Here is a 21,879-nt window from a genome sequence, read left to right on the forward strand (position 1 = left end):
GGTCTGCCGGTCAATCTAGGCCGGGTACAGGGGATCGGTATCGTTCAAGCCGACTAGGTAGGGCTACCAGTCAGGCTTCAGCGGTGCTCTCTGAGCGCTCTTATTTCTGAAAGCCGTGGGTGTGCATATGCCCTGCGTGGTAGAGCAAAGGGGCGCGGTCCAGATGATGTTCGCAGCGCTCCACTTCCGCGATGAAGAGCAGGTGATCGCCTTCTTCATGCAGGTTGCGGTGGCGACATTCAAAAACCGCTGCACAGCCTTCCAGCAAAGGCACTCCATGCTTGGAGTTGTGATGCGCTGTGTGGCTGAAGCGATCCGCGCCCTTGCGTGCAAACAGCTCGGCCAGCGGCTTTTGCGAGGCGGCCAGCACATGGATGGCGTAATGCGTGCAATGGCGGAAAACTGGCAGCGAGTTGGCGTGCAAGTTCAGGCTCCAGAGCACCAGGGCTGGAGACAGAGAAAGAGCATTGAAGGAGCTGACCGTGGTGCCCACCGGATGGCCCTCTGCACTGCGCGCCGTGATGATGGTCACGCCCGTGGCGAACTGGCCCAGCGCATCGCGAAATTCGCGCTGCGAGAAAGGCACGGCAGAACGCAAGACGGAGGAAGGCAAGGCAGAGTTCACGAAATTCGGCGCTAAAGACAGCGACCTCAACGGTGCACTGCGATTGAAGTTCAGCAGACTGTCAGCAGCTGCAGGGTTGGGCCGATTATCAACTTGAACCTCTCGAGTCACACTTCGTAAGGGATTAGTCGTCACGTTGTCATCATTTTTTGATAGCTATAACTGCTTGCCTGCTAATGGATGAAGAGCTGAAAGCCTCAAAACTCACGCTTTGCTGCCAGCAAGCTTTCTCTGCTCCTCTGGGTCAACCAGCTGCCGGCTTTGGCCTTGCTGCAACGCTGCAATTGCATCAGCAGCTCATGGTCGGGCCAGGGCAAGGCATGTCGGGCGCACAGGTCCTGCTGCATACGGGCTAGCAGGGCCGCCGTCATCTCGGCATCCACCATGGCGCGGTGGGCTCGACCTGTGGAGGGCAGCTGCAGATAGCGCGCCAGATTGCCCAGGCTGTGGCTGGGCGCCTGCGGATAAATGCGCCGTGACAGCAGCACGGTGCAGGCAAACGCCTGCGTCGCGGCTTCTCCCGCCAGCGCCAGCTCGGCCTGCCAGAACTTGCTGTCGAATGATGCGTTGTGCGCCACCATGGGTGTATCCCCCACAAAACGCGCCGCCTCGCGCATGACCTCTGCGGCCGCAGGGGCCGTGCGCAGCATCTCGTTGGTGATACCCGTCAGCTCGGTGATAAAGGGCGAGACCCAGGCACCGGTCTGCATCAAGCTCTGGAAGCGATCGACCACGCGCCCCTGCTCCAGCATCACGATGGCCACTTCGGTGGCCCGAGCGCCCTGACCTGGCGACATGCCCGTGGTTTCAAAGTCGATGACAGCAATCGCAGAACTCATGGCTGCATTGTGCCGTGCATCTCTCGCCTCAATCCGAGCACAGATCATCCTCACCGGGCAGGCCCAGGCTTTGCACCACATGCTCGAGTATGCGAAACAGCTGCTCGCTCTCGGCACTGCCCAGCTGGTTCTCTACCTCTACATAAATGTTCTCGAAAAGCGGCACGATGCGCTCCACGATCTCGGCGCCAGCGGGCATCAGCGCAAACTCCGAGCCGCGCAAGTCGCCGACATGCCGGCCACGCTTGATGAGCTGTCGCCCCTCCAGCGTCTTGAGCAGGCGCGAAAGGCTGGGCATGCTGATAAAGGTCAGCTGCGACAGCTCCATGGGCCGCAACCGTTTTTCCGACATCCACATGGTGCGCAGCACACGCCACTGCTGCTCGGTCAAACCATGCTCGCGCAAAGTCGGCCTGAAGCGCGAGGTGACGGCCTCCCTGGCCTTGAGCAAGGCCAGTGGCAAAGAGCGCGCAAAGCTGCGCGAAGCAGGGGCAGCAGGTGTGGGATCAGGCTGGGTCATGGTCGTGATCGGTAAGCTGGCCGGCATTGTAGTGAGAGCCCGGCTCAACAATACAGGCAATCTTCGCAAAACTCCAAGCGCAGACGCACGCGTGCTCCACGCTGACCTCCGGACGTCGCAAAGGCGTCAGCCCGTAGCGGCCAGCGAGCCGCTCAGGCCGCGCAGCTCTGACTGTCCCCAGAAGCCGAAGTCCAGTGCCGGGCGTTCACCACTCATCAGTGCCGCCATCGCCTTACCCGAGCCCGCACCATGCGTCCAGCCCAGCGTGCCATGGCCGGCATTGACCCAGATGCCTGCGGCCTGGGTGGCACCGATGCAGGGAATATTCGTCGGCGTCGCAGGGCGCAGGCCACACCAGAATTGCGGATCACCTCCCTCTTCAGGCAAGCGGGTGTCGCAGACGCCAGGCATCAGCGCTTCCACGCGCCTGACCAGCATTTCGCAGCGGGCTCTGGCCGTAGGCGTGTCCAGCCGCATGTCAAAGCCTCCCAGCTCAATCGTTCCCGCCACACGCAGCTGGTTGCCCAGACGGCTCATGGCGACCTTGCAGCTGTCGTCGATGGTGGAGACAAACGGTGCTTTTTCTGGCTGCAGCAGCTCCAGCGTCGCGCTATAGCCCTTGCCGGGATAGATGGGCAGCTTCACTCCCAATGGCTGGAGCAGCAGCGGCGTGTAGGAGCCGCAGGCGACCACCACCGCATCCGCGCTCAGGCGGCGCGCAGCGCCGCCGTTTTTTGCGTGAATCTGCACGCTGGCGGGCTTGCCTGCAGCTGCAGCTTGCAGGCTCAAAATGTCGTGCTGATAAAGGAATTCCACACCAGCAGCTGCGCACAACTGCGCCAGCTTTTCGGTGAAGACACGCGCATCGCCGCTTTCATCGGACTCGGTAAAAGTGCCGCCTGCAATATGGTCTGCATAAGGCGTGAATGCAGGCTCGATTTTCAGCAATTCATCGCGGCTGACAAGGCGGCGCTGCACACCGTATTGGCGCATCAGCTCCACGCCCTCGGCAGCCTCATCAAAGGCTTTCTGGGTGCTGTAGAAATGGGCAATGCCGCGCTCCAGGCGCTCGAACTCAATGCCGGTCTTCTTGATCATTTCCTTGAGCGCCGCATGACTGTAGGCGCCCAGCGCCACGATCTGCTGCACATTGCGGGCAAAGGCCTTGTCATTGCACTGCGCCAGAAACTGCAGGCACCAGTGCCATTGGGCAGGATTGAGCTGCGGCCGAAACAGCAGTGGAGCCTCTTTGTCGAACATCCACTTCAGCGCCTTCCACGGCGCCTGGCGATTGGCCCAGGGCTCGCAATAACTGACCGAAATCTGCCCGCCATTGGCATAGCTGGTCTCCAGCGCAGGGCCGCTTTGGCGATCAACCACGGTGACTTGATGACCGCGCTCGCGCAGATGCCAGGCGGTGCTGATGCCGATGATGCCGGCGCCCAGGACGATGATGTTCATGCAGGCAGTGTCCGCACTCTTGCCCACAACCAAAAGCATCATTAAATTTTCAGCAGTTTCATCAGTTCTGCTAATGCAGCTCAAGATTGATTGTCTATGAGTTACTGGGACCCGGTTGCACTGGAATGTCTGGCGGCCATCGTCGAAGAAGGCGGGTTTGAACGCGCGGCGCAAAAGCTGCATATCACCCAGTCCGCCGTGTCGCAGCGCCTGCGCGCGCTGGAGTCGCAAGTGGGCTCCGTTCTGGTCGAGCGCACACGCCCCGTCAAGCCCACCAGTGCTGGGCGCTTGCTGCTAAAGCATGCCAAGCAGCTGCGTCTGCTGCGGGCCGATCTGGCGCACGAGCTGCAGGAGCTGGCACCGCAGACCGGACAAAGCCAGGCCGGGGAAATCATCTCGATTGCCATCAATGCCGACAGCATTGCCACCTGGGCCATGACGGCGCTCGATGCGCTGGTGAAAAGCGGCCTGCCGCTGGAGGTGGTGGTGGACGACCAGGACTTCACGCAGGAGCTGCTGCACTCGGGCCAGGTCATGGGCTGCGTGACCACGCTAAGCCAACCCATGCGCGGCTGCACGGTACAGCCTCTGGGTGCCATGCGCTATGTGGCCGTTGCCTCACGCGAGTTTGCGCAGCAGCGGCTGCCCCAAGGCCTGACACGCAAGAATTTCAACCGGCTGCCTTACCTCTCCTTCAACCGCAAGGACGACATGCAGGCCGAGTTTGTAGCGCGCTGCCTGGGGCTGCGCAGCGTGTCTTTGCAGCACCAGATTCTGCTGCCCAGCTGCGAGGCACAGGTGCGCGCCGTGCGGGCCGGCTGGGGCATTGGCGTGCTGCCGCAATTGCTGGTGCAGCCTGCTCTGGACGCGGGCGAGCTGGTCGATGTGGCAACGGGCCAGTCGCTGTCCATCGCACTGTTTTGGCATTGCTGGAATCTGCAGTCCCAGGTGCTGACACGCGTCAGCCAGGCCTTGCTGGATGAGGCCATGCAGTCGCTCCAGACAGATGGATTCACTGCATAAAAAAGGCTGCGCTTTGCAGCGCAGCCTGAGGGGATATCACGCGGAGGTACTTTGTTTTTTGTAGCTGTGGACGCTCGTCTATCCTTGATTTCAAGCTGATTTATGGCTGAATTGTTTGAACCACCAGCGCCATCAGCTATGAAATTATTAGCGAATCAGCAGCACCGGAATCGTGCAGCCTGCCAGCACCTGCGAGCTGACCGAGCCCATGACCAGGCGGCCCAGCGCGCCGTGACCATGCGTGCCCATGCCGATCAGGTCGAACTTGCCGTCCTGCGCTTCCTTGATGATGGTGTCGGCAATGGGGCCGACCTTGGCAAGGCTTTGCGCTTCCACGCCACGTGCCTTCAGGAACTCCTGCACGGGCTGCAAAATCTTGGTGGATTCCTCATCGTAGTACTGCTCCACCACGTCCTTGCCCAGCGCAGCGCGTGCACGGGGAGGCAGTGTGGGCTGCACGGTGATGATGGTGTAGTCATGGCCCGTGCCCAGCATCTCCTGATGCGAGGTCAGGTAGTCCAGCATTTTCTGGGTGTAGGCACTGCCGTCCACGGCGAGCAAAATTTTCATGGAAACATCTCCTTGTTGATAGTGAAAGACTACGCGCTTGCAGCCTGCCGCGTCTTGACTTGGCTCAAGTCAATTGTCGAAGCTGGCAAAAAATCCTTTTGTTCACCCTTGCGAGCATAGCCAAGCGGATTGGCCACCACCCGGCATTGCCAGTCGCTACCGTCCTCGCGCTGGCCACGGGCGATGTAATCACTGGCGCAATGCAAATGGCCGTGCAGCCACAACTGGGCGTGGGGCAAAAAGTCATCCATGACATTGCAGAAACCGGCCGTTCCCGGCACCAGGCCATAGCGAGGGTCAGCGCTGCGCAGGCTGGGGGCAAAGTGGGTGACGGCGACCGTGGGCCCGTCAAAGGGCTGCTGCAGCGCATTCCTCAGCCAGTCCTGGCACAGCAGACTTTCTTCACGCATGGGCTCGGCCAGGAAAGGCTCGCCATGGCGGGTTCCGCCCGTCTTTCGCAAATAGAAGTTGGCCGCCCGAAACGCCTTCTCGCGCAGCTTATGCAGGCGCGTGACATCGCTCACGCCTTCATGCATGGCCATGGCATCAAAATCGCTCCACAGCGTGGTGCCCACAAAGCGCACGCCATCCATGACCACGGTTTCACGATCGAGCCAGATCAAGCCCAGCTGGTCGCAGACCCGCTGCAGTCGCAGGCGGGCCTCGTCAAAGTCCTGCATGTCGTACTCATGATTGCCGGGGACGAACAGCACCGGTGTGGGCCAGCTCGCATACTGGGGCAGCGGCGAAAAGCGCTCCAGCCCGAAGTGCTCACCGGCCACCTGGGTGCTGCTCTGGTAGGAGCCAATATCACCGGCCAGCACCAGCACATCAGCCCCCGAAGCCGGCTGGGCCACAAACTGGGGATGGACTTCGAGGTGCAGGTCGGACAGCAACTGAATCTTCATACGCCTAGTTTAGAGGCTGTACCCCTCAGCCATGCTGAGCCACCTGGGCGAAACCATTGGCAAAAGTGATCTCGGCCGAGCGCGTCAGCGTTCTGAGCAGCCAGTCATAGGCTTGTGGATGAGGCCCACGGCGGCGCCACAGCGCATCCACATGCACCGGAGGAACGTCAAACGGCAGCTCGCGCAGCACCAGCTGCTCGCTCATGCCGGTAACTGGCACAAAGTGGCGCGGCAAGATGGTCAGCAGATCGGAGTTGATGACCACCCGCGCAGCCGTGAAGAACTGGTTGACCGTGAGCACCACTTCACGCGAGCGCCCCAGTGAGGCCAGCGACTCATCGATAAAGCCGAACGAGCGCCCCGAAAAACTGACCAGCATGTGGCGCGCCGCGCAGTAGTTGTCCATGGTCAGCTTCACATGCTCCAGCGGGTGGCCCTTGCGCATCACGCACAGGTATTCCCCCTCATACAGGCGGCGGCTGTCAAAGGCCACCAGCCCGCCGGCCTGTGCACGCGCCGTCAGATCGGCCAGCACGGCCGGGAAGTAGCCCACGGCCATGTCGGCCTCTCCGTCGTCAAGAAAGGGCCGCGGATCACGCGTGGTCAAGGGCAGCACGCGTATCCCTATGCCCGGTGCCTCGCGTTCAAGAATCGGGTACAGCGGCGGAATCAGCGTGGCCGCCGTCGCATCGGCCATGGCAATCACAAAGGTGGTATCGGCCGTGGCCGCATCAAAGTCATCAGGGACCAGCACGCCTTCAAGTTGCTGCAGTGCTTCACGAATCGCCGGCCACAGCGCCTGGGCACGTGGCGTGGGCTCCACGCCCTGTCCCTGGCGCACCAGCAGCTCATCGCCCAGTGCTTCGCGCAAGCGGCGCATGGCATTGCTGACGGCGGGCTGGGTGATATTGAGCTTGTGGGCAGCTCGCGTCAGGCTGCGCTCGGACATGACCTCGTCGAAGACGCGCAGCAGATTGAGATCCAGAGAGCGGAAGTTCAAAGACATGGCATCACCCAATACATCACTGCCGTGAATGCTACAGATTCAAAATATAAATTTGAACACACCTAGGGTAATCCCTATAGTTATGCCTACTCCCCGGGCAATTCGCCAAAAGCGTGGGTCAAAGGGTCAACTGCCATGAGCAACTTTATTTACAACTCCTACTGTGTCGAGCACCCCGGTGTGGTGCGCATTTATCAGGCCAGCGATGAACGCATGGCCGCCTTGGCTGCCGAGCATCAGGCCAAGTCTCAAGCCAGCACACGCTGGATCGTCGCCCTGGTGGTGCTGGCCGCTTTGGCTGTGGGCATCTTTCAAGCCACGGAAACCTGGAACAACGGCCACATGATGGCGGCCTGGCTGGTGCTGTGGGCGATGGCCTTTGCCAGCGTCGCACTGTTCTCCGCCCCCGCACGCCGCGCCCTGAACATGGCCCGCAGCGGTTACCGCGCCTGGGTCAAGAGCCGCCAGCAAGCCGCTGCCGACGAGCGCGTCTGGAACGCCGCTTTGCAAGACGCACGCCTGATGGCCGATCTGGCCCGCGCCATGGATCGCCAGAGCCGCTAAGCGCCCTGCACCATCCAAAAAAAAGCCGCTGCCCACAAGGCCAGCGGCTTTTTGCATGGGGGAATAGATTTTTGAGTCAAACAAGTCTCTAGCCCAGATCTAGAAAGTGCTTACAGCTACAATAATAGAAGCAAACAAAAAGCCCTGCTGAAAAAATCAGCAGGGCTTTTTTAGTGGACACAATCTCCGTCAGGGACACCGCGCAAGGGCCGCCCCGACGCGCTGGTGTCGTCCCCCTCCCATAGCGCAAAGCGCGTAGAGAGAGGGGGAAGCCGCAAAGCGGCTCAGGGGGAGCTTTATGCGCTCAGGCGCTCTTCCAGCTTTGCCTTGGTATCCAGCATGGCCTTGGGCAGGTTGTAGGCCAGCTTGTCGAAATGCTCGCCGTGCAGCTTCATTTCTTCAGCCCAGGCAGCCTTGTCGATATTGGTCACGCTGTCGAACTGGGCGGCATCGAAGTCCAGGCCGGTCCAGTTGATTTCGGCGTACTGGGGAGCAATACCGAAAGCGGTTTCCTGACCTTGGGCCTGACCTTCCAGACGGTCGATCATCCACTTCAGCACGCGCATGTTTTCGCCGTAGCCGGGCCAGACGAACTTGCCTTCGGCGTTCTTGCGGAACCAGTTGGTGGTGAAGATCTTGGGCAGGGTCGCGCCCTGGGCTTCGATCTTGGCGCCCAGATCCAGCCAGTGCTGGAAGTAGTCGCTCATGTTGTAGCCGGCAAAAGGCAGCATGGCGAAGGGGTCGCGACGCACCACACCTTGCGCGCCAAAGGCAGCGGCGGTGGTTTCGGAGCCCATGGTCGCAGCCATGTACACGCCTTCGGTCCAGTCACGCGCTTCGGTCACCAGAGGCACGGTGGTGGAGCGACGGCCGCCGAAGATGATGGCATCGATCTTCACGCCAGCGGGATCGTCCCAGGCTTCGTCCAGCGCGGGGTTGTTGATGGCAGCCACGGTGAAGCGGGCATTGGGGTGAGCGGCCTTGGCACCGGTTTCCTTGGCGATCTGGGGTGTCCAGTCCTTGCCTTGCCAGTCGATCAGGTGATCGGGCAGCTTGCCCTGGTCCTTTTCCATGCCTTCCCACCACACGTCGCCGTCATCGGTCAGCGCCACGTTGGTGAAGATCACGTTCTTGTCCAGGCTCAGCATGCAGTTGGGGTTGGTGAGCATGTTGGTGCCGGGAGCCACGCCGAAGTAACCGGCTTCGGGGTTGATGGCGCGCAGCGAGCCGTCGGCCTGAGGCTTGATCCAGGCGATGTCGTCGCCGATGGTCGTGACCTTCCAGCCGTCGAAGGCCTTGGGCGGCACCAGCATGGAGAAGTTGGTCTTGCCGCAAGCCGAGGGGAAGGCCGCTGCCACGTGGTACTTTTTGCCTTCGGGGTTGGTCACGCCCAGGATCAGCATGTGCTCGGCCAGCCAGCCCTGGTCACGGCCCATGGTGGAGGCAATACGCAGCGCAAAGCACTTCTTGCCCAGCAGCGCGTTGCCGCCGTAGCCCGAGCCGTAGGACCAGATTTCACGGGTTTCGGGATAATGAACGATGTACTTGGTCTTGCTGCAAGGCCAGGTGGTTTCGTCTTTTTGGCCTTCGGCCAGAGGCGCGCCAATGGAGTGCACACAGGGCACGAACTCGCCATCGGTGCCGATCACGTCAAACACGGCCTTGCCCATGCGGGTCATGATCTTCATGTTGACGGCCACATAGGGACTGTCGGACAGCTCGATACCCACGTGGGCAATGGGCGAACCCAGAGGGCCCATGGAGAAAGGCACCACGTACATGGTGCGGCCAGCCATGCAACCGTCGAACAGAGGGTTCAGCGTAGCGCGCATTTCGGCAGGGTCCATCCAGTTGTTGGTGGGGCCTGCGTCTTCCTTCTTGGCGGAGCAAATGTAGGTGCGGTCTTCGACACGGGCCACGTCGGACGGGTCGGTCCAGGCCAGGAAGGAACCGGGGCGCTTGGCCAGGGGCTTGAAGGTGCCGGCGTCCACCAGTTGCTGGCACAGCGCGTCATATTCGGCTTGCGAGCCATCGCACCAATGGATCTTGGCAGGCTTGCACAGTGCGGCCATCTCGGCCACCCAGGCGATGAGCTTGGGATTCTTGACGTAGTCTGGAGCCTGAATGTTCAGGTTTTGCACAGCGGCGTTCATGGGGCAGTCCTTCAATTAAAAAACCAATTTTTCAAAGAAGCAGGCAGTCATCCATTGCCATGCATCCATCTGCGTCTTTGAAAAAAGGCTCGAAGGTGTCTCTCTTACTTTCCCTGGCGCTTGTCAACGCCTGAACTCCTGCTGCAACCGTCAAAACAGCCTGACCTTGAAAGGCAGCGGGACACCGATTCTAGGTAGGGGCTTTGAATTTGTCAGCAAAACAAAGGCAAAAAGTATGCATTTTGAGCATAAAAATATGCACATCAGTATTCTCCATGGGCTTCTTCGGGCAAGAAAAAACCCCGCATTGCGGGGTTGGGTGGAGAGATGAAAGCTTACCGGGGCTAGGCCATGTTGACGGCAATGAACGCCAGCAGAAACATCATGACCGCACCGGCGGCGGGAATGATGACCGGGATATAGGGCACCACGGCTTCCACCGCATCCTGCGGCTCGTGCTCGACAACGGGATCATGTGACATGCGATCAATGCTCCTTTCCACAACAAGAGTTGCCTGCATTCTGGCGCACCTGCTCCGGGGCATCGCTCAGGGAAATCCCGCCAGCCGCGTCAGCCTATGCGCTCTGCCTGCATGCCCGCTGCACGCAGCGCCTGCAGCACCTGCTCCACATGGGGCTGATTGCGGGTTTGCAGCACCAGCTCGATCTCCACGTTCTGCGCCGCCAGCATGGTGAAGGCACGCTGGTGGTGAACCTCTTCGATGTTGGCGCCTGCGGCAGCCACCGTGGTGGTGATCTGGGCCAGCACGCCGGGCACGTCGCGGGCGCTGACACGCAGACGCGCCAGCCGGCCAGAGCGCACCATGCCGCGCTCGATGATGGCGGCCAGCAGCATGGGGTCGATATTGCCGCCCGACAGCACCAGTCCCACCTTTTTGCCCTTGAACGGCTGCGGGTGGCGCAACAGCGCAGCCAGACCGGCAGCGCCAGCGCCTTCAACCAGCGTTTTTTCAATCTCCAGCAGCATCAGCACGGCCTGCTCGATATCGCCCTCATCCACCAGCAGCAATTCGTCCACACAGCGCTTGACCACCTCCTGCGTGATGATGCCGGGCTGGGTCACGGCAATGCCTTCGGCAATCGTCGAAGTGCCCATGGGCAGATCGGTCTGGCGCAACGCATTGACCATGGAAGGAAAGCGCTGTGTCTGCACACCGACCACTTCAATGCCAGGCTTGATGGCCTTTGCCGCCGTGGCAATGCCGGCAATCAGGCCGCCACCGCCGATGGCCACGACCAGCACATCCAGATCGGGCTGGGCCTGCAGCATCTCCAGCGCCAGCGTGCCCTGACCAGCGGCAATGGCTTCGTCGTCATAGGGGTGGACGAAAGTCAGTTGCTGCTCCTGCGCCAGCTGGTAGGCGTGGGCACGCGCTTCGGCCAGCGTGTCGCCATGCAGCACCACCTCGGCACCAAAGCCGCGTGTGCGCTCCACCTTCACGCCGGGCGTGAAACGCGGCATGACGATGACGGCGCGCAGACCCAGGCGCTGTGCGTGATAGGCCACGCCTTGCGCATGGTTGCCCGCGCTCATCGCCACCACGCCGTGGGCGCGCTCCTCGTCGCTGAGCATGAGCAGCTTGTTAAGCGCACCACGCTCTTTGAAGGAGGCCGTGAACTGCAGGTTCTCGAACTTGAGAAATACCTGCGCGCCCGTGATCTGCGAAAGCGTGCGCGACTCGACACAGGGGGTCAGCAGCACCGCACCGCTCAGGCGTTGGGCGGCGGCTTGGATATCAGCAAAGCTCAGCATGGTGAAGCGCTCCAATACAGCGAGGGGTGATGCCTTTGTGTCTCAAATAAAGGAGCTGATTGCGCTTGCTAGTCAAGGATTTCAGGATCTTTCCAACCTGAAATCAAGATAGTCATTGCGCTAGCAGCTCTTTATTCAGGAGTTGTCCTCGGATGACTCTGCCTGGCTTTTGGCCAGTCGTTCGCTCTTCCAGTACACATCGTCGCCGCCATCCACGCGATTGAGCACGCGAGACAGCACAAACAACAGATCGGACAGGCGATTCAGATACTGGCGCGGTGCGGCTCGCATGGCTTCGGCCTGCTCCAGCGCCACCACATTGCGCTCGGCGCGGCGGGCCACCGTGCGGCAGATATGGGCTTGCGATGCCGCACGCGTGCCTGCGGGCAGGATGAACTCCAGCAGGCGCGGCAACCCGGCGTTGTAGTGGGCCAGCGCGTTATCGAGCTGCAGCAGCGCATCATCTTTGAGCAACTCATATCCGGGCATGGACAGCTCACCGCCCAGGTTGAAGAGCTGGTGCTGGATGTCGATCAGCAACTCGCGTACATCCTGCGGCAGCGGCTCGCACAGCAGCAGGCCGATATGCGAATTGAGCTCGTCCACATCGCCCATGGCGTGCGGGCGGCCGCTATTTTTAGAAACGCGGGTGTTGTCACCCAGGCCGGTGGTTCCGTCATCGCCGGTGCGGGTGGCGATCTGTGTGAGGCGGTTGCCCATATGTCTTCCTTGTTGGTCGTCTAACAGTGCGAGGTCACGATTGTGCTTTACACACCGCTGGCAAATGTTGTCTCAAGCAACAAGCTGCAAGAGTGCCGGCTTGACAGGAGCATGAGATTTGGAATGCGGGCCTGAAACCTGCTTTTCCACTCGTTTCATGGAGTAGCTGCGATGGAAATGCAAAGCATCAGCTATGGCACCACTAGCGCAACACGCCCTTTGAGGTGATGAGCGTCATTCTGCTTTCCGCGCTGACCTTGGCAGCGCAGGTGCAGCAATGACGCATGGCGCCGCCAAAGACCACAAGGCTTCTCATATCCAGACAGTGCTCCCTCGGCGCGCACCAGACACCCCGCCGACAAGCTCACCGGCAACAGGCACGTATAAATACGCGTCATCCGGGCGCTGACCGAATGGTATTCTTTTGACCCCTTCAAGAGTTCCAAAGAGTCATGAACGCACCTGTTGCTGCGCATGAGCTGCAAGCCATGCAGCGCCCCGTTTCCGATGAATTTCTGCAAGCGCTGGCGACACGCTTTGGCACGCAGTGCTCCACCGCGCTGGCGGTACGAGAGCAGCATGGTCGTGACGAAGGCTCGATTGCAGCGCCCCCTCCTGCCGCCGTGGTGTTTGCCGAGTCCACACAAGACGTGCAAGACGCCGTCAAGCTGTGCGACCAGTTCAATGTGCCCGTGATTGCCTACGGCGCAGGCTCATCGCTGGAAGGCCATTTGCTGGCGGTACAAGGCGGCATCACCATCGACGTCAGCCGCATGAATCAGGTGCTGTCGGTGAACACCGAAGACCTGACCATCACCGTGCAGCCTGGCATCACGCGCAAGGCATTGAACGATGCGATCAAGGACACCGGCTTCTTCTTCCCCATCGACCCCGGAGCGGACGCCTCGATTGGCGGCATGACATCGACCCGCGCCAGCGGCACCAACGCCGTGCGCTACGGCACCATGCGCGAAAACGTGCTGGCACTGGAAGTGGTCACCGCCAATGGCGAGGTAGTGCGCACCGGCAACCGCGCCAAGAAAAGCGCCGCAGGCTACGACCTGACGCGTCTGCTGGTGGGCAGCGAAGGGACTCTCGGCATCTTCACCGAGATCACGCTGCGCATCTACCCGCTGCCCGAAGCGGTAAGTGCGGCCATCTGCTCTTTCCCCAGCATTGAAAAAGCCGTGCATGCGGTGATCCAGACTATTCAGATGGGCATTCCCATCGCCCGCGTGGAATTGGTCGATGTGAACTCGGTGCGCATGGTCAATGCCTACAGCAAGCTGGAGTTGCGTGAGGAACCCATGCTGCTGATGGAGTTCCACGGCTCGCCCACGGGCGTGAAAGAGCAGGCAGAAATGGTGCAGGACATTGCCAATGAGTTCGACGGCAATGCCTTTGAATGGGCCGAGCGCCCCGAAGACCGCACGCGCCTCTTTACCGCACGCCATAACGCCTACTTTGCAGCCGTATCCAGCGTGCCCGGCTGCCGCTGCATCACGACGGATGCCTGCGTGCCCATCAGCCGCCTGGCCGATGCGCTGCTGGAATGCGTGACCGAGGCGGACGCCAGCGGCATCCCCTACTTCCTGGTGGGCCACGTGGGCGACGGCAACTTCCACTTCGGCTACCTGATCGATCCCGACAACGATGCCCAGCGCCAGCAGGCCGAGCAGCTCAATCACACTCTGGTGGCCCGGGCCATTGCACTGGGCGGCACCTGCACAGGGGAGCACGGCATCGGTATCCACAAGCAAGGCTTTTTGCTGGAAGAAGCAGGCGCCGGAGCAGTACAGATGATGCGCGCCATCAAGCAGGCGCTGGACCCCAAGAACATCCTGAATCCAGGCAAGATCTTTCAGCTGTAAAAAGCATAGCTATCTGCGCTTGATCCATCTGCGAAAACCATAAAAAAGGGCCTGATTTCTCAGGCCCTTTTTGCATCCGCAACCAGTGCTTACTTGCCAACCTTCAGCTGGCCGCCACGGCCCAGGCCGCCCTTGACTTCCTGCGCCTTGTAGTTGCGCAGCGAGATCACCATCTTGTTGTAGGCATCCATGAAAGCTGCCACGGTGGCCTTGCCTTCGGGTGTGCGCGAGAAGCCTCCCAAGCTACCGCCCACACCACCGCCAAAGGCACCCAGAGCAGCGCCGTAGTTGGTGGCCGTGGCATTGCCTTCGGAGATCGACAGCTGCACACCCGAGCGGATGTCAAACATGCTCATGGTGACCACCGACTGCTTGCTTTGCAACGAACCAGCCAGCGCACCTGCAGTGCGGCCGAACAAGCCGCCCAAACCGGCCGCCAGACCACCAACGGAGTCATTGTTGATGATGATGGAAGGCTCCAGATAGTAGTCAGCGGCAACGCGCTGGCCCTTTTGCTGGCGCGAGCCGGCACGGAACTCACCGGAGTTGCGCTGCTTGTCAGTGATGGAGCTCAGCTTGCTTTCCGTGCGGTTGTTGCCGATGGAGGTGATCACAAAGCAGTTGGACTGCTGCACCGCCAGACGAATCAGCGGCTCAATGGTCGTGATCTGAGTGGCTGCACCAAAGCTGGCATACCAGTCCTTGCCGCGGCCATCATCAACGGCAATGGTGCCCAGGGGGGCATCACAGCGCTCCAACGACGAGTTGGCATCGACGCTGGTCGCGCCACCCGCTGCACCGCTGGCTGCGGTGGGTGACGAACCTGTGGAGAGCAGACCGCCACCTGGGGTCACGCAGCCACCCAGAGCAAGCGCCGAGGCAATGGCAGCCAGTCGCAGTGTTGTCTTCTTGGACATATTGATGCTTTCTAAAAATATAAAAAGTGACGATGGGCTCAAGGCCCATCAACGGTAATACCAACCCGATGATCGCCAGACCATGTAGTAGGGGGCGTGTGCGTACCAATAACCCCAGGACTTGCGTTCGTCCTCGATCGCCTGGTAGCGGGCATGAGCATTCTGTTTGGCAGCCTGGGCCTGTGGCAACAAGCGCTGGGCCTCCTTGAAACCCTTGGCTGCGGCGCGCGACAACCAGGCTTCGGCCTCGGCAGGATCCGAGCCCATTTCTTCAAAGCCCAGCAGATACAGGCGGCCCAATGCGAACTGCGCATCGCCATTGCCGGCGTCTCCCGCCTTGCGCATCCACTCGATGGCCTGGTAGCTGTTGCGCTCCACACCATCGCCGCGCAGATAGCGCAGGCCCAGATCATACGCAGCGCGCGGATCGGCCTCTGCCTTTTGCACCAGAGCCGCCAGACGACGCTCGGCCTCTGGGTCCACAGGATCGCCACGGAAGGTCGCCGTATTGCGTGCGACTTCTGAGCAATTATTTCCCTCGCACAGACGTACAGTGGAGGAAGCGGGCGTAATCTGCGCCTCAGGGGTTTGAGCAGCGCATGCTGTCAATGCGAGAACCGCCAATGAAAGACTGGGGGCGAGCAAGCGCATGAAGGTCTCCTATTCATTTTTGCCTTGGCAAGGCAAAAAGTATACATAAGCAAAAATTGGTAATTTTTACGATCAGTTGACACCGTGGGCACCCCTCTCAAGAGGGGTATCACTTACAAATTGAAAATCAAGGCAGCAGCAAGCGCATGCTTGCACGCCAGGCGGCCAGCACATGGCCTGCAACTGGGCTTTGTGTGCAACGACTGAGTGCACGCAAGCAGACTCTGAAAACAAGCAAAACTCATGCTCGACAAGCGGCTCTCTCTTTTTTGGCCCCTTCCTGCCTTGCTGACCTGGCTGCTGGCCTGGGCAATGTTGACGGTGTTTGCCCGCTTCATGCCCTGGTGGCTGGCTCTGCTGCTGGCCTGCAGCTTCAGCACCGTCGCCAGCCTTGCTGGGAGCAGCTGGTGGCGCCGGGTCATCATTGCCGCCGGATTTCCGCTGTCTTTTCTGGCCTTGTCAGGCAGCTTGCTGCCTGCCTGGGGGTGGTTGCTGCCACTGGCCTTGTTGCTGCTGATCTATCCACTCAACGCCTGGCGCGATGCGCCTGTCTTTCCCACGCCCAAAGATGCGCTCAAAGGCTTGGCGGACGTCATACAGCTGCCTGACCAAGCACTGGCACTGGATGCAGGATGCGGCATGGGCGATGGCTTGCGTGCATTGCGCAGCGAGCTGCCGCAAGCGCGTCTGCAGGGTCTGGAGTGGAGCTGGCCGCTAGTGGCTATCAGTGCTTTGCGCTGCCCCTGGGCCCGCGTGCGACGCGGCGACATCTGGCTGGCGGACTGGAGCGGCTATCAGCTGGTCTATCTGTTTCAGCGGCCCGAGAGCATGGGCCGTGCCGCCGTCAAGGCAGCGACGGAGATGTCGCCCGGCAGCTGGCTGGTGAGTCTGGACTTTCCGCTGCCGGGGACGGATGCGACGGCCTGCCTGGCAGGCAATAGCCGCCACAAGGTCTGGATCTACGCCATGCCGCTGGATGGCGCAGAACGCAGCTGACGCGGCTTACTTGGCGCCGCCACTGGCCTTGCTCACATAGAGGGCGACGGCGGCGATGTCCGCTTCGCTCATCGTGGCCTTGAACGAAGGCATGGTGCCAATGCCATCTTGCAGGGCGCGCACCACGCGGGCCATATCGGGCTTGAGTTCATCGAGCACAGGGCCGATAGCGCCCTCAGCACCAGCGTCTTGCAGCGTATGACACACAGCGCAAGCGGGCACTGCGGCGGTGTTGAACAGCTCTTTGCCGCGCGCCATCTGCGCAGCTTCATCGGCCTGGGCCGCCCCCACAAAAGCGGTCAGCATCACGGCAGCAAGGATGGAAATGGTCTTCATCATTGTTCTGGGAAAAATCGATTCATCAAGGGGAGATTCACAACCCCGGCAATGCTTCTTTCACCGTCGGGGTTGCTGGCCATCACATCAGGCCACCGTCACCGTCACTGCGTGGTCAGCCCAGCTGGTGTTGTTGTAGCCACTCTGGTTTTCACCACGCGTTTCGGGCTGCACATTGCCCTTGACGTCGGTGGCGCGGCTGGCCAGCGTATGCGTGCCCTTGGGCAGATGGGCCAGCAGCGCGAACTGGCGCCATGCGTACTTGCCCATATCGGGGCCAATCAGCCGTGCCTGCTTCCAGGTCTTGCCGCCGTCGATGGAGACTTCCACCCCCTTGACGGCGTCCATGCCACCAAAGGCCACGCCTTGAATCTGCACCATGCCAGCGGCTAGCTGGCCGTCTTCGGGAATGGGGCTGTTGATCCAGGACTTGACGCTCATCTCCTGCACCGAAGGCTGGCTGGGGTCACCCTTGCTGCCGGGGGGAGAGATGCGATAGCCATGCGACATGATCTTGGCTTCGCTCTCCTTGGGCGTAAAGGCCAGCTGCTTGATGTACTTGATGTTGTTCACACCGGTGTAGCCGGGCACGATCAGGCGCAACGGGCCGCCATGGGCAAGAGGCACGGGCTCGCCGTTCATCTCCCAGGCCAGCAGCGCGTCTTCCAGCGCTGCCAGGGGCACCGAGCGCTCCACGATCACGGTCTTGGGGTCCAGGCCTGCAGGCAGCACTTCGCCGCCTGTGCCGGTCATGTAAACCATGCCGTCAGCCACGCCGCCCAGCGCCTTGACCACGTCACGCACGGGCACGCCGCTCCAGACCACGCAACCTGCAGCGCCCACCGTCCAGGGCGTGCCGCTGGGCTTGCTGGGGAAGAAGGCACGGCCGTTGCCCGAGCACTGCAGCACCATGGTCACTGTTTCCAGGCCCAGCTTTTTCAGCTCGCCCACCGTGAGCTTGGCAGGCTTTTTCACGCCCTCAATCTGCACGGTCCAGGCATCACGATCGGCCACGATGGACTCGGGTGGTGTGGGCAGGTTGTTGCGCACATACAGCTGGTTGGTCGGCGTCACCACGCTGGAACCGAATGCACTGCGCTTGGTCTCGATGGTGGTGGAGCTGTGAACAATCACAGCGTCCGCATTCTTAAAGCCTGCGTAAGCGGGCAAAGGCTTGGCGGCAGGCGCTGCAGCGGGCGACCCGGCCTGCGCCAGAGCTTGGCTCTGAAAGCTGGCCAATCCTGCGGCAGCCAGAGCGCTGGCACTGCCAGCAAGCATTCGGCGCCGTGGCAAGGAAGTAAGTTGTTGCATGAGAGGTCTCCTCGTTACTCTGTGGGTGAAAAAAGAGGCAAAGAATCGGGTCAGCTATCGGCCTGGTCTGGTGCTCCCAGCACACGTGATGCCATGACCAAAGCCTGCTTCTTCTGTGCGATCAGCACCAACGGGCGGCCTTCGCGCGAGCGCACCACTTGCCAGTAGGTATTAGCCCACCAGCCTTGTCCATCGGGGATCTGCTGAGGCTGCTCAAAGGCGAGCACGGTGACGATGCCGCCTTTTTCAAAAAAGGTCGTCAGGTGATACGCGCGGCTGCCGTCGATCTCGCAGGGCCGCATGAGCTGGGTGTAGCCGGGCAGCTTCTGGTCGGCAGGCCAGTCCATATGCTTGGCGACCTCGGCCTCCGGAATGAACTGGCCGCGCAGGGTGCGTTCGTAATATTCATGTTCAATGGCCGAGCGCACCATCTCGGGCGGGCGCAGATTCAGCACCCCCCCCAGGGCTGCACTGCTGACGATCACGGCGGCACACAGCATCTGCAGGCCACGACGCGCATACCAGGGCGTGTGGCGCAGCAGGTGCGCAGGCACTTCTCCGGGCTCGAAGGCCAGCGCCAGCTCGGCACGCGCGCGCAGGTCGAAGGCCGTATCAAAGGCGGAGTCTTCGGGTCGGTCTTGGTATTTCATGGAGCACGTTTTCTCAGCGGTATCACGCTCGCAGCAACGGGGGATGGAGCAGGCTGGCGCACCGGCTCCTGCAGCGCCGCTCTCAACGCATCGCGCGCTCTTGCCAGGCGCGAGAGCACGGTTCCAGGCGCAATGTCCAATGCCTCGGCCATCTGCGTCGTAGGCATGTCATCGAAGTAGTAAAGCACCAGCACTTCACGGTGAATGGGGGCAATGCGGCCCAGCGCCTTCACAACGTCCAGCTGTGCATCGAGCGCATCATGGTGGTTCACGCCCTCTTCAGCGCTGTCTTGCAGCGGCAGGGCCTGCAGTTGTGCTGGATCAAAGTGACGAAAGGCATGACGGCGCATGATCTGGAACAACCAGGCTCTGGCCATGCTTTGGTCGCGCAGCTGATGGCGAAAACGCCAGGCGCTGGTAAAGCAGTCCTGCACCACATCCTCGGCCGTGGCGCGCGAGCCCGTCAGCGCCCAGGCGCTGCGCAGCAAAAAGCGATAGTGCTCGCGCACCCACTGGTTGTAGCGCGACTCGGCGGAGAAGATCATGGTGCTAAAGAGCGCACAGATGCCGCTTTCATTCCATGCCTGCGCAAATATTTTGCAAGCCGCCGCTCTGAATTAGCATCAAATCGGCACCTAGCCCTTTATCCACAAGCGCCTGCAGCTATACATTTTGCGCATGCATGCCAAAGAATTGTGCCGGTGGCATGCCCACGGTGCGCCGCACCATGGCGCTGAAGGCACTGGGGCTGTAGTCCAGCTCGGCGGCAATGCGCTGAATCGGCCAGTTGCGTGCGGCCAGGCTCACCGCATGGGCCAGCACCACCTGCTGGCGCCACTGGGTAAAACTGCATTCGAGCTGCTGGCGAAACAGGCGCGCCACCGTGCGTGGGCTAGCCCCGGTGTCGCGGGCCCAGTCCTCCAGCGTTTCAAACCGCGTAGGGTCAGCCAGTACGGCCTCGCACAGCAGGCGCAGGCGCTTGTCCTGGGGCAGGCTCACCCCCAGTTGCACGGCACTGGCGCGGCGCAGCTCGTCGAGCAGTAACTCGCTCAGGTGATGCTCACGCGCCCTGTCCTGCGCGGACAGGGCCAGACTGTCATCGGGCAAGGTGGGCAACTCGCGCACCACGGCCCGCAGCAGCGCCGAAGCATTGAGCACCCGGCACTGACGCCAGTGCGCCTCCTGCTCGGCGCTGACGTTGGGGCCGCAGCGGCCATTGGTTTGATAGAAGTACATGGTGCGCAGATCCGCGCTCTCCACCATGGTCACGGCATGCTCCATGTCCGGCGGCACCCACAGCGCCCGCGACGGCGGAACGATGTACGTGCCCTGCGCCACCGTCAGGCGAATCGTGCCCGTGGTAGAGATGGCCAGCTGCCCCCAGGGGTGGCGGTGCGGCTTGACCTGGGTGTCGGCTTCCAGCCAGCGGCATTTAGCGCGCACGGGCCGCTCGGCCGAAGGAACGTAGAGGTGCGGTGTGATGGTCTCGACATAGGTCGAGGCCTTTCCCGCACGCAGCGGCTCAGTGACAGAGGTTCGGAACATGGCAGCGTATGCAGTGGTTGGCTGGTTTGCGACAGCAATTGGCAGACTATCGCATACAAGACGCGAGAGGTCTGCCTAAGATGCGACACATGAACCGCCCTGCCTCCACAACACCTCAAAACCAGGCGCCTGAGACACTGCGCAGCGACGCGCGCACCATCAGCCTCATCGGCCTGGCCCATGGCTCCTCTCACTTTTTTCACCTGCTGCTGCCGCCGCTGTTTCCCTGGCTGATCAAGGACTTTAACTACAGCTATGCCGAACTCAGTGTCATGGTGTCGCTGTTCTTCATCGTCTCCGGCACGGGTCAGGCTCTGGCCGGCTTTGCCGTGGACCGCTTTGGCGCACGCCCCATTCTGTTTGCTGCCCTTGGCAGCTTTGTGGTGGCGGGCCTGATTGCCAGCACCGCCCAGGGCTACAGCATGCTGCTGGCCGCATCGTTCTTTGCCGGTCTGGGCAATGCGCCCTTCCACCCGGTGGACTTCACCATCCTCAACAAGCGCGTGTCGCAGCAGCGCATCGGCCATGCGTTCTCGGTGCACGGCCTGTCGGGCAATATCGGCTGGGCGCTGGCACCGCTGTTCATGGCGGGTATCACCACTGCCACCGGCTCCTGGCGTCTGGCCTGCCTGTGCGGCGCCATTTGCGCCGCCGTGGTGCTGGCCATCATGGTGATCAACCGTGATGCGCTCGATGACCGTGCCGAGACGGCCAACTCAGCCGCCAAGCCCGTTGCTGGCAATGCGGCCGTGGCAGATGAACACCCCATGGCCTTCATGAAGCTGCCCTCGGTGTGGCTGTGCTTTTCCTTCTTCTTCTGGAGCACCTGCGCACTCAGCGCCATCCAGAGCTTTGCCAGCCCCGCCGTGCAGGCCATGTACGGCCTGCCGCTGTCCGTGACAGCGCTGATCGTCACCGGCTACATGCTGTGCGGTGCTGCCGGTATGGTGGTGGGCGGCTTTCTCGTGGGGCGCGTGCAGCGGCTGGAGAAAGTCATTTCGATTTGCATGCTGGGCTCTGCCGCGCTGCTGTTTCTGGTCGGCACGGGCGTGCTGCCCGGCATGGCCGCTGTAGTCGTTGCATCGCTGGCCGGTGTGGGCACGGGTCTGGCCGGCCCATCGCGTGACATGCTGATCAAGCGTGCAGCGCCCCCCGGAGCCACAGGCCGTGTCTACGGCACCGTGTATTCGGGCCTGGACCTGGGCTTTTGCCTGGCCGCCCCCGTGTTTGGCTACATGCTGGACCACCAGATGAACAACACCGTGTTCTACGGCTCAGCCATTGCGCTGGTGCTCAGCGTGGTGTCCGCCGTCATCGTGGGCGATGGCGTGAGCAAGAAAAACAAGGCTCCGCTGGCCGCAGCCTGATCGCCTCGCCCCTGTCTCACAAGCCCTGCCCGCATCATGCCGCAGGGCTTTTTTAATGGTGTTTTTCCCCAG

General features: G+C 61.4%; 23 protein-coding genes. 5 read left to right on the forward strand and 18 right to left on the reverse strand.

From position 1 onward, the window contains the following. Nucleotides 1–100: 100 nt before the first annotated feature. The 4 genes from AC2I9W_RS16145 to AC2I9W_RS16160 form a co-directional block, all read right to left on the reverse strand. On the reverse strand, nt 101–625 hold the full coding sequence (locus tag AC2I9W_RS16145; protein WP_486410943.1) for a flavin reductase family protein: 525 nt from the start codon (nt 623–625) through the stop codon (nt 101–103). A gap of 197 nt (nt 626–822) precedes the next feature. Beyond that, nucleotides 823–1,464, reverse strand: coding sequence for a 3'-5' exonuclease (locus AC2I9W_RS16150; protein ID WP_486410944.1), 642 nt, complete (start codon nt 1,462–1,464; stop codon nt 823–825). Between the two features lie 28 nt (nt 1,465–1,492). Further along, nucleotides 1,493–1,984, reverse strand: a complete 492-nt coding sequence (locus AC2I9W_RS16155; RefSeq protein WP_486410945.1) for a MarR family transcriptional regulator — start codon at nt 1,982–1,984, stop codon at nt 1,493–1,495. A gap of 126 nt (nt 1,985–2,110) precedes the next feature. Further along, nucleotides 2,111–3,487 carry a D-amino acid dehydrogenase gene (locus AC2I9W_RS16160; RefSeq protein ID WP_486410946.1) on the reverse strand — a complete coding sequence of 459 codons (1,377 nt, stop codon included), beginning with the start codon at nt 3,485–3,487 and terminating at the stop codon, nt 2,111–2,113. A 54-nt stretch (nt 3,488–3,541) separates the two neighbouring features. Here AC2I9W_RS16160 and AC2I9W_RS16165 point away from each other — a divergent pair, with 54 nt between their 5' ends. Beyond that, complete coding sequence (locus tag AC2I9W_RS16165) at nt 3,542–4,468, forward strand: LysR family transcriptional regulator ArgP (protein ID WP_486410947.1); 927 nt, start codon at nt 3,542–3,544, stop codon at nt 4,466–4,468. 147 nt (nt 4,469–4,615) lie between these two features. Here AC2I9W_RS16165 and AC2I9W_RS16170 read toward each other — a convergent pair whose 3' ends face one another. Genes AC2I9W_RS16170 through AC2I9W_RS16180 form a run of 3 tightly spaced genes read right to left on the reverse strand, consistent with a single transcriptional unit; the run spans nt 4,616 to nt 6,952 of the window. Beyond that, the gene (locus tag AC2I9W_RS16170) at nt 4,616–5,038 is read right to left on the reverse strand and encodes a universal stress protein (RefSeq protein WP_486410948.1); all 423 of its coding nucleotides are present in this window, start codon (nt 5,036–5,038) and stop codon (nt 4,616–4,618) included. 29 nt (nt 5,039–5,067) lie between these two features. Next, nucleotides 5,068–5,946: a metallophosphoesterase gene (locus AC2I9W_RS16175; RefSeq protein ID WP_486410949.1), complete on the reverse strand. Its 879-nt coding sequence runs from the start codon at nt 5,944–5,946 to the stop codon at nt 5,068–5,070. 25 nt (nt 5,947–5,971) lie between these two features. Then, nucleotides 5,972–6,952, reverse strand: a complete 981-nt coding sequence (locus AC2I9W_RS16180) for a LysR family transcriptional regulator (protein WP_486410950.1) — start codon at nt 6,950–6,952, stop codon at nt 5,972–5,974. 135 nt (nt 6,953–7,087) lie between these two features. Between AC2I9W_RS16180 and AC2I9W_RS16185 the strand changes: the two genes are divergently transcribed. Then, entirely contained in the window at nt 7,088–7,516 is a 429-nt protein-coding gene (locus AC2I9W_RS16185) for a hypothetical protein (protein ID WP_158388549.1), read from the forward strand. 296 nt (nt 7,517–7,812) lie between these two features. On the opposite strand, the gene AC2I9W_RS16190 is transcribed toward AC2I9W_RS16185, so the two are convergent. The 4 genes from AC2I9W_RS16190 to AC2I9W_RS16205 all read right to left on the reverse strand — a co-directional run bounded on the left by AC2I9W_RS16190 (nt 7,813) and on the right by AC2I9W_RS16205 (nt 12,163). After that, complete coding sequence (locus AC2I9W_RS16190) at nt 7,813–9,669, reverse strand: phosphoenolpyruvate carboxykinase (GTP) (RefSeq protein WP_486410951.1); 1,857 nt, start codon at nt 9,667–9,669, stop codon at nt 7,813–7,815. Nucleotides 9,670–10,013: 344 nt separating this feature from the next. Then, the gene (locus AC2I9W_RS16195; protein WP_486410952.1) at nt 10,014–10,151 is read right to left on the reverse strand and encodes a hypothetical protein; all 138 of its coding nucleotides are present in this window, start codon (nt 10,149–10,151) and stop codon (nt 10,014–10,016) included. A gap of 89 nt (nt 10,152–10,240) precedes the next feature. After that, on the reverse strand, nt 10,241–11,443 hold the full coding sequence (locus AC2I9W_RS16200) for a threonine ammonia-lyase (protein WP_486410953.1): 1,203 nt from the start codon (nt 11,441–11,443) through the stop codon (nt 10,241–10,243). A 135-nt stretch (nt 11,444–11,578) separates the two neighbouring features. Then, a complete protein-coding gene (locus AC2I9W_RS16205) occupies nt 11,579–12,163 on the reverse strand; it encodes a cob(I)yrinic acid a,c-diamide adenosyltransferase (RefSeq protein WP_486410954.1) in 585 nt (194 codons plus the stop codon). Nucleotides 12,164–12,615: 452 nt separating this feature from the next. Between AC2I9W_RS16205 and AC2I9W_RS16210 the strand changes: the two genes are divergently transcribed. Next, the gene (locus AC2I9W_RS16210; protein ID WP_486410955.1) at nt 12,616–14,034 is read left to right on the forward strand and encodes an FAD-binding oxidoreductase; all 1,419 of its coding nucleotides are present in this window, start codon (nt 12,616–12,618) and stop codon (nt 14,032–14,034) included. 89 nt (nt 14,035–14,123) lie between these two features. Here the strand turns inward: AC2I9W_RS16210 and AC2I9W_RS16215 are convergent, their stop codons facing one another. Next, nucleotides 14,124–14,951 (reverse strand): hypothetical protein, encoded by an 828-nt coding sequence (locus AC2I9W_RS16215; RefSeq protein ID WP_486410956.1) that lies wholly within the window; start codon nt 14,949–14,951, stop codon nt 14,124–14,126. Nucleotides 14,952–14,999: 48 nt separating this feature from the next. Further along, nucleotides 15,000–15,602, reverse strand: a complete 603-nt coding sequence (locus AC2I9W_RS16220; protein WP_486410957.1) for a tetratricopeptide repeat protein — start codon at nt 15,600–15,602, stop codon at nt 15,000–15,002. A gap of 243 nt (nt 15,603–15,845) precedes the next feature. Here AC2I9W_RS16220 and AC2I9W_RS16225 point away from each other — a divergent pair, with 243 nt between their 5' ends. Further along, nucleotides 15,846–16,598 carry a class I SAM-dependent methyltransferase gene (locus AC2I9W_RS16225; RefSeq protein ID WP_486410958.1) on the forward strand — a complete coding sequence of 251 codons (753 nt, stop codon included), beginning with the start codon at nt 15,846–15,848 and terminating at the stop codon, nt 16,596–16,598. A 6-nt stretch (nt 16,599–16,604) separates the two neighbouring features. Here the strand turns inward: AC2I9W_RS16225 and sorU are convergent, their stop codons facing one another. From sorU to AC2I9W_RS16250, 5 genes are all read right to left on the reverse strand, one after another. Next, the gene (gene sorU, locus AC2I9W_RS16230; RefSeq protein WP_486410959.1) at nt 16,605–16,937 is read right to left on the reverse strand and encodes a SorU family sulfite dehydrogenase c-type cytochrome subunit; all 333 of its coding nucleotides are present in this window, start codon (nt 16,935–16,937) and stop codon (nt 16,605–16,607) included. Nucleotides 16,938–17,021: 84 nt separating this feature from the next. Then, nucleotides 17,022–18,245 carry a SorT family sulfite dehydrogenase catalytic subunit gene (sorT, locus tag AC2I9W_RS16235; RefSeq protein ID WP_486410960.1) on the reverse strand — a complete coding sequence of 408 codons (1,224 nt, stop codon included), beginning with the start codon at nt 18,243–18,245 and terminating at the stop codon, nt 17,022–17,024. A gap of 50 nt (nt 18,246–18,295) precedes the next feature. Next, nucleotides 18,296–18,895: a hypothetical protein gene (locus tag AC2I9W_RS16240; RefSeq protein ID WP_486410961.1), complete on the reverse strand. Its 600-nt coding sequence runs from the start codon at nt 18,893–18,895 to the stop codon at nt 18,296–18,298. Beyond that, entirely contained in the window at nt 18,892–19,440 is a 549-nt protein-coding gene (locus tag AC2I9W_RS16245) for an RNA polymerase sigma factor (RefSeq protein WP_486410962.1), read from the reverse strand. Before AC2I9W_RS16245 ends, AC2I9W_RS16240 begins: the two co-directional genes overlap by 4 nt. A gap of 118 nt (nt 19,441–19,558) precedes the next feature. Further along, nucleotides 19,559–20,440, reverse strand: a complete 882-nt coding sequence (locus AC2I9W_RS16250; RefSeq protein ID WP_486410963.1) for an AraC family transcriptional regulator — start codon at nt 20,438–20,440, stop codon at nt 19,559–19,561. Between the two features lie 89 nt (nt 20,441–20,529). Between AC2I9W_RS16250 and AC2I9W_RS16255 the strand changes: the two genes are divergently transcribed. Further along, nucleotides 20,530–21,807 (forward strand): MFS transporter, encoded by a 1,278-nt coding sequence (locus tag AC2I9W_RS16255; protein WP_486410964.1) that lies wholly within the window; start codon nt 20,530–20,532, stop codon nt 21,805–21,807. The last annotated feature ends 72 nt before the right edge of the window (nt 21,808–21,879 follow it).

Source organism: Comamonas sp. FUJ_7 (assembly GCF_057369555.1).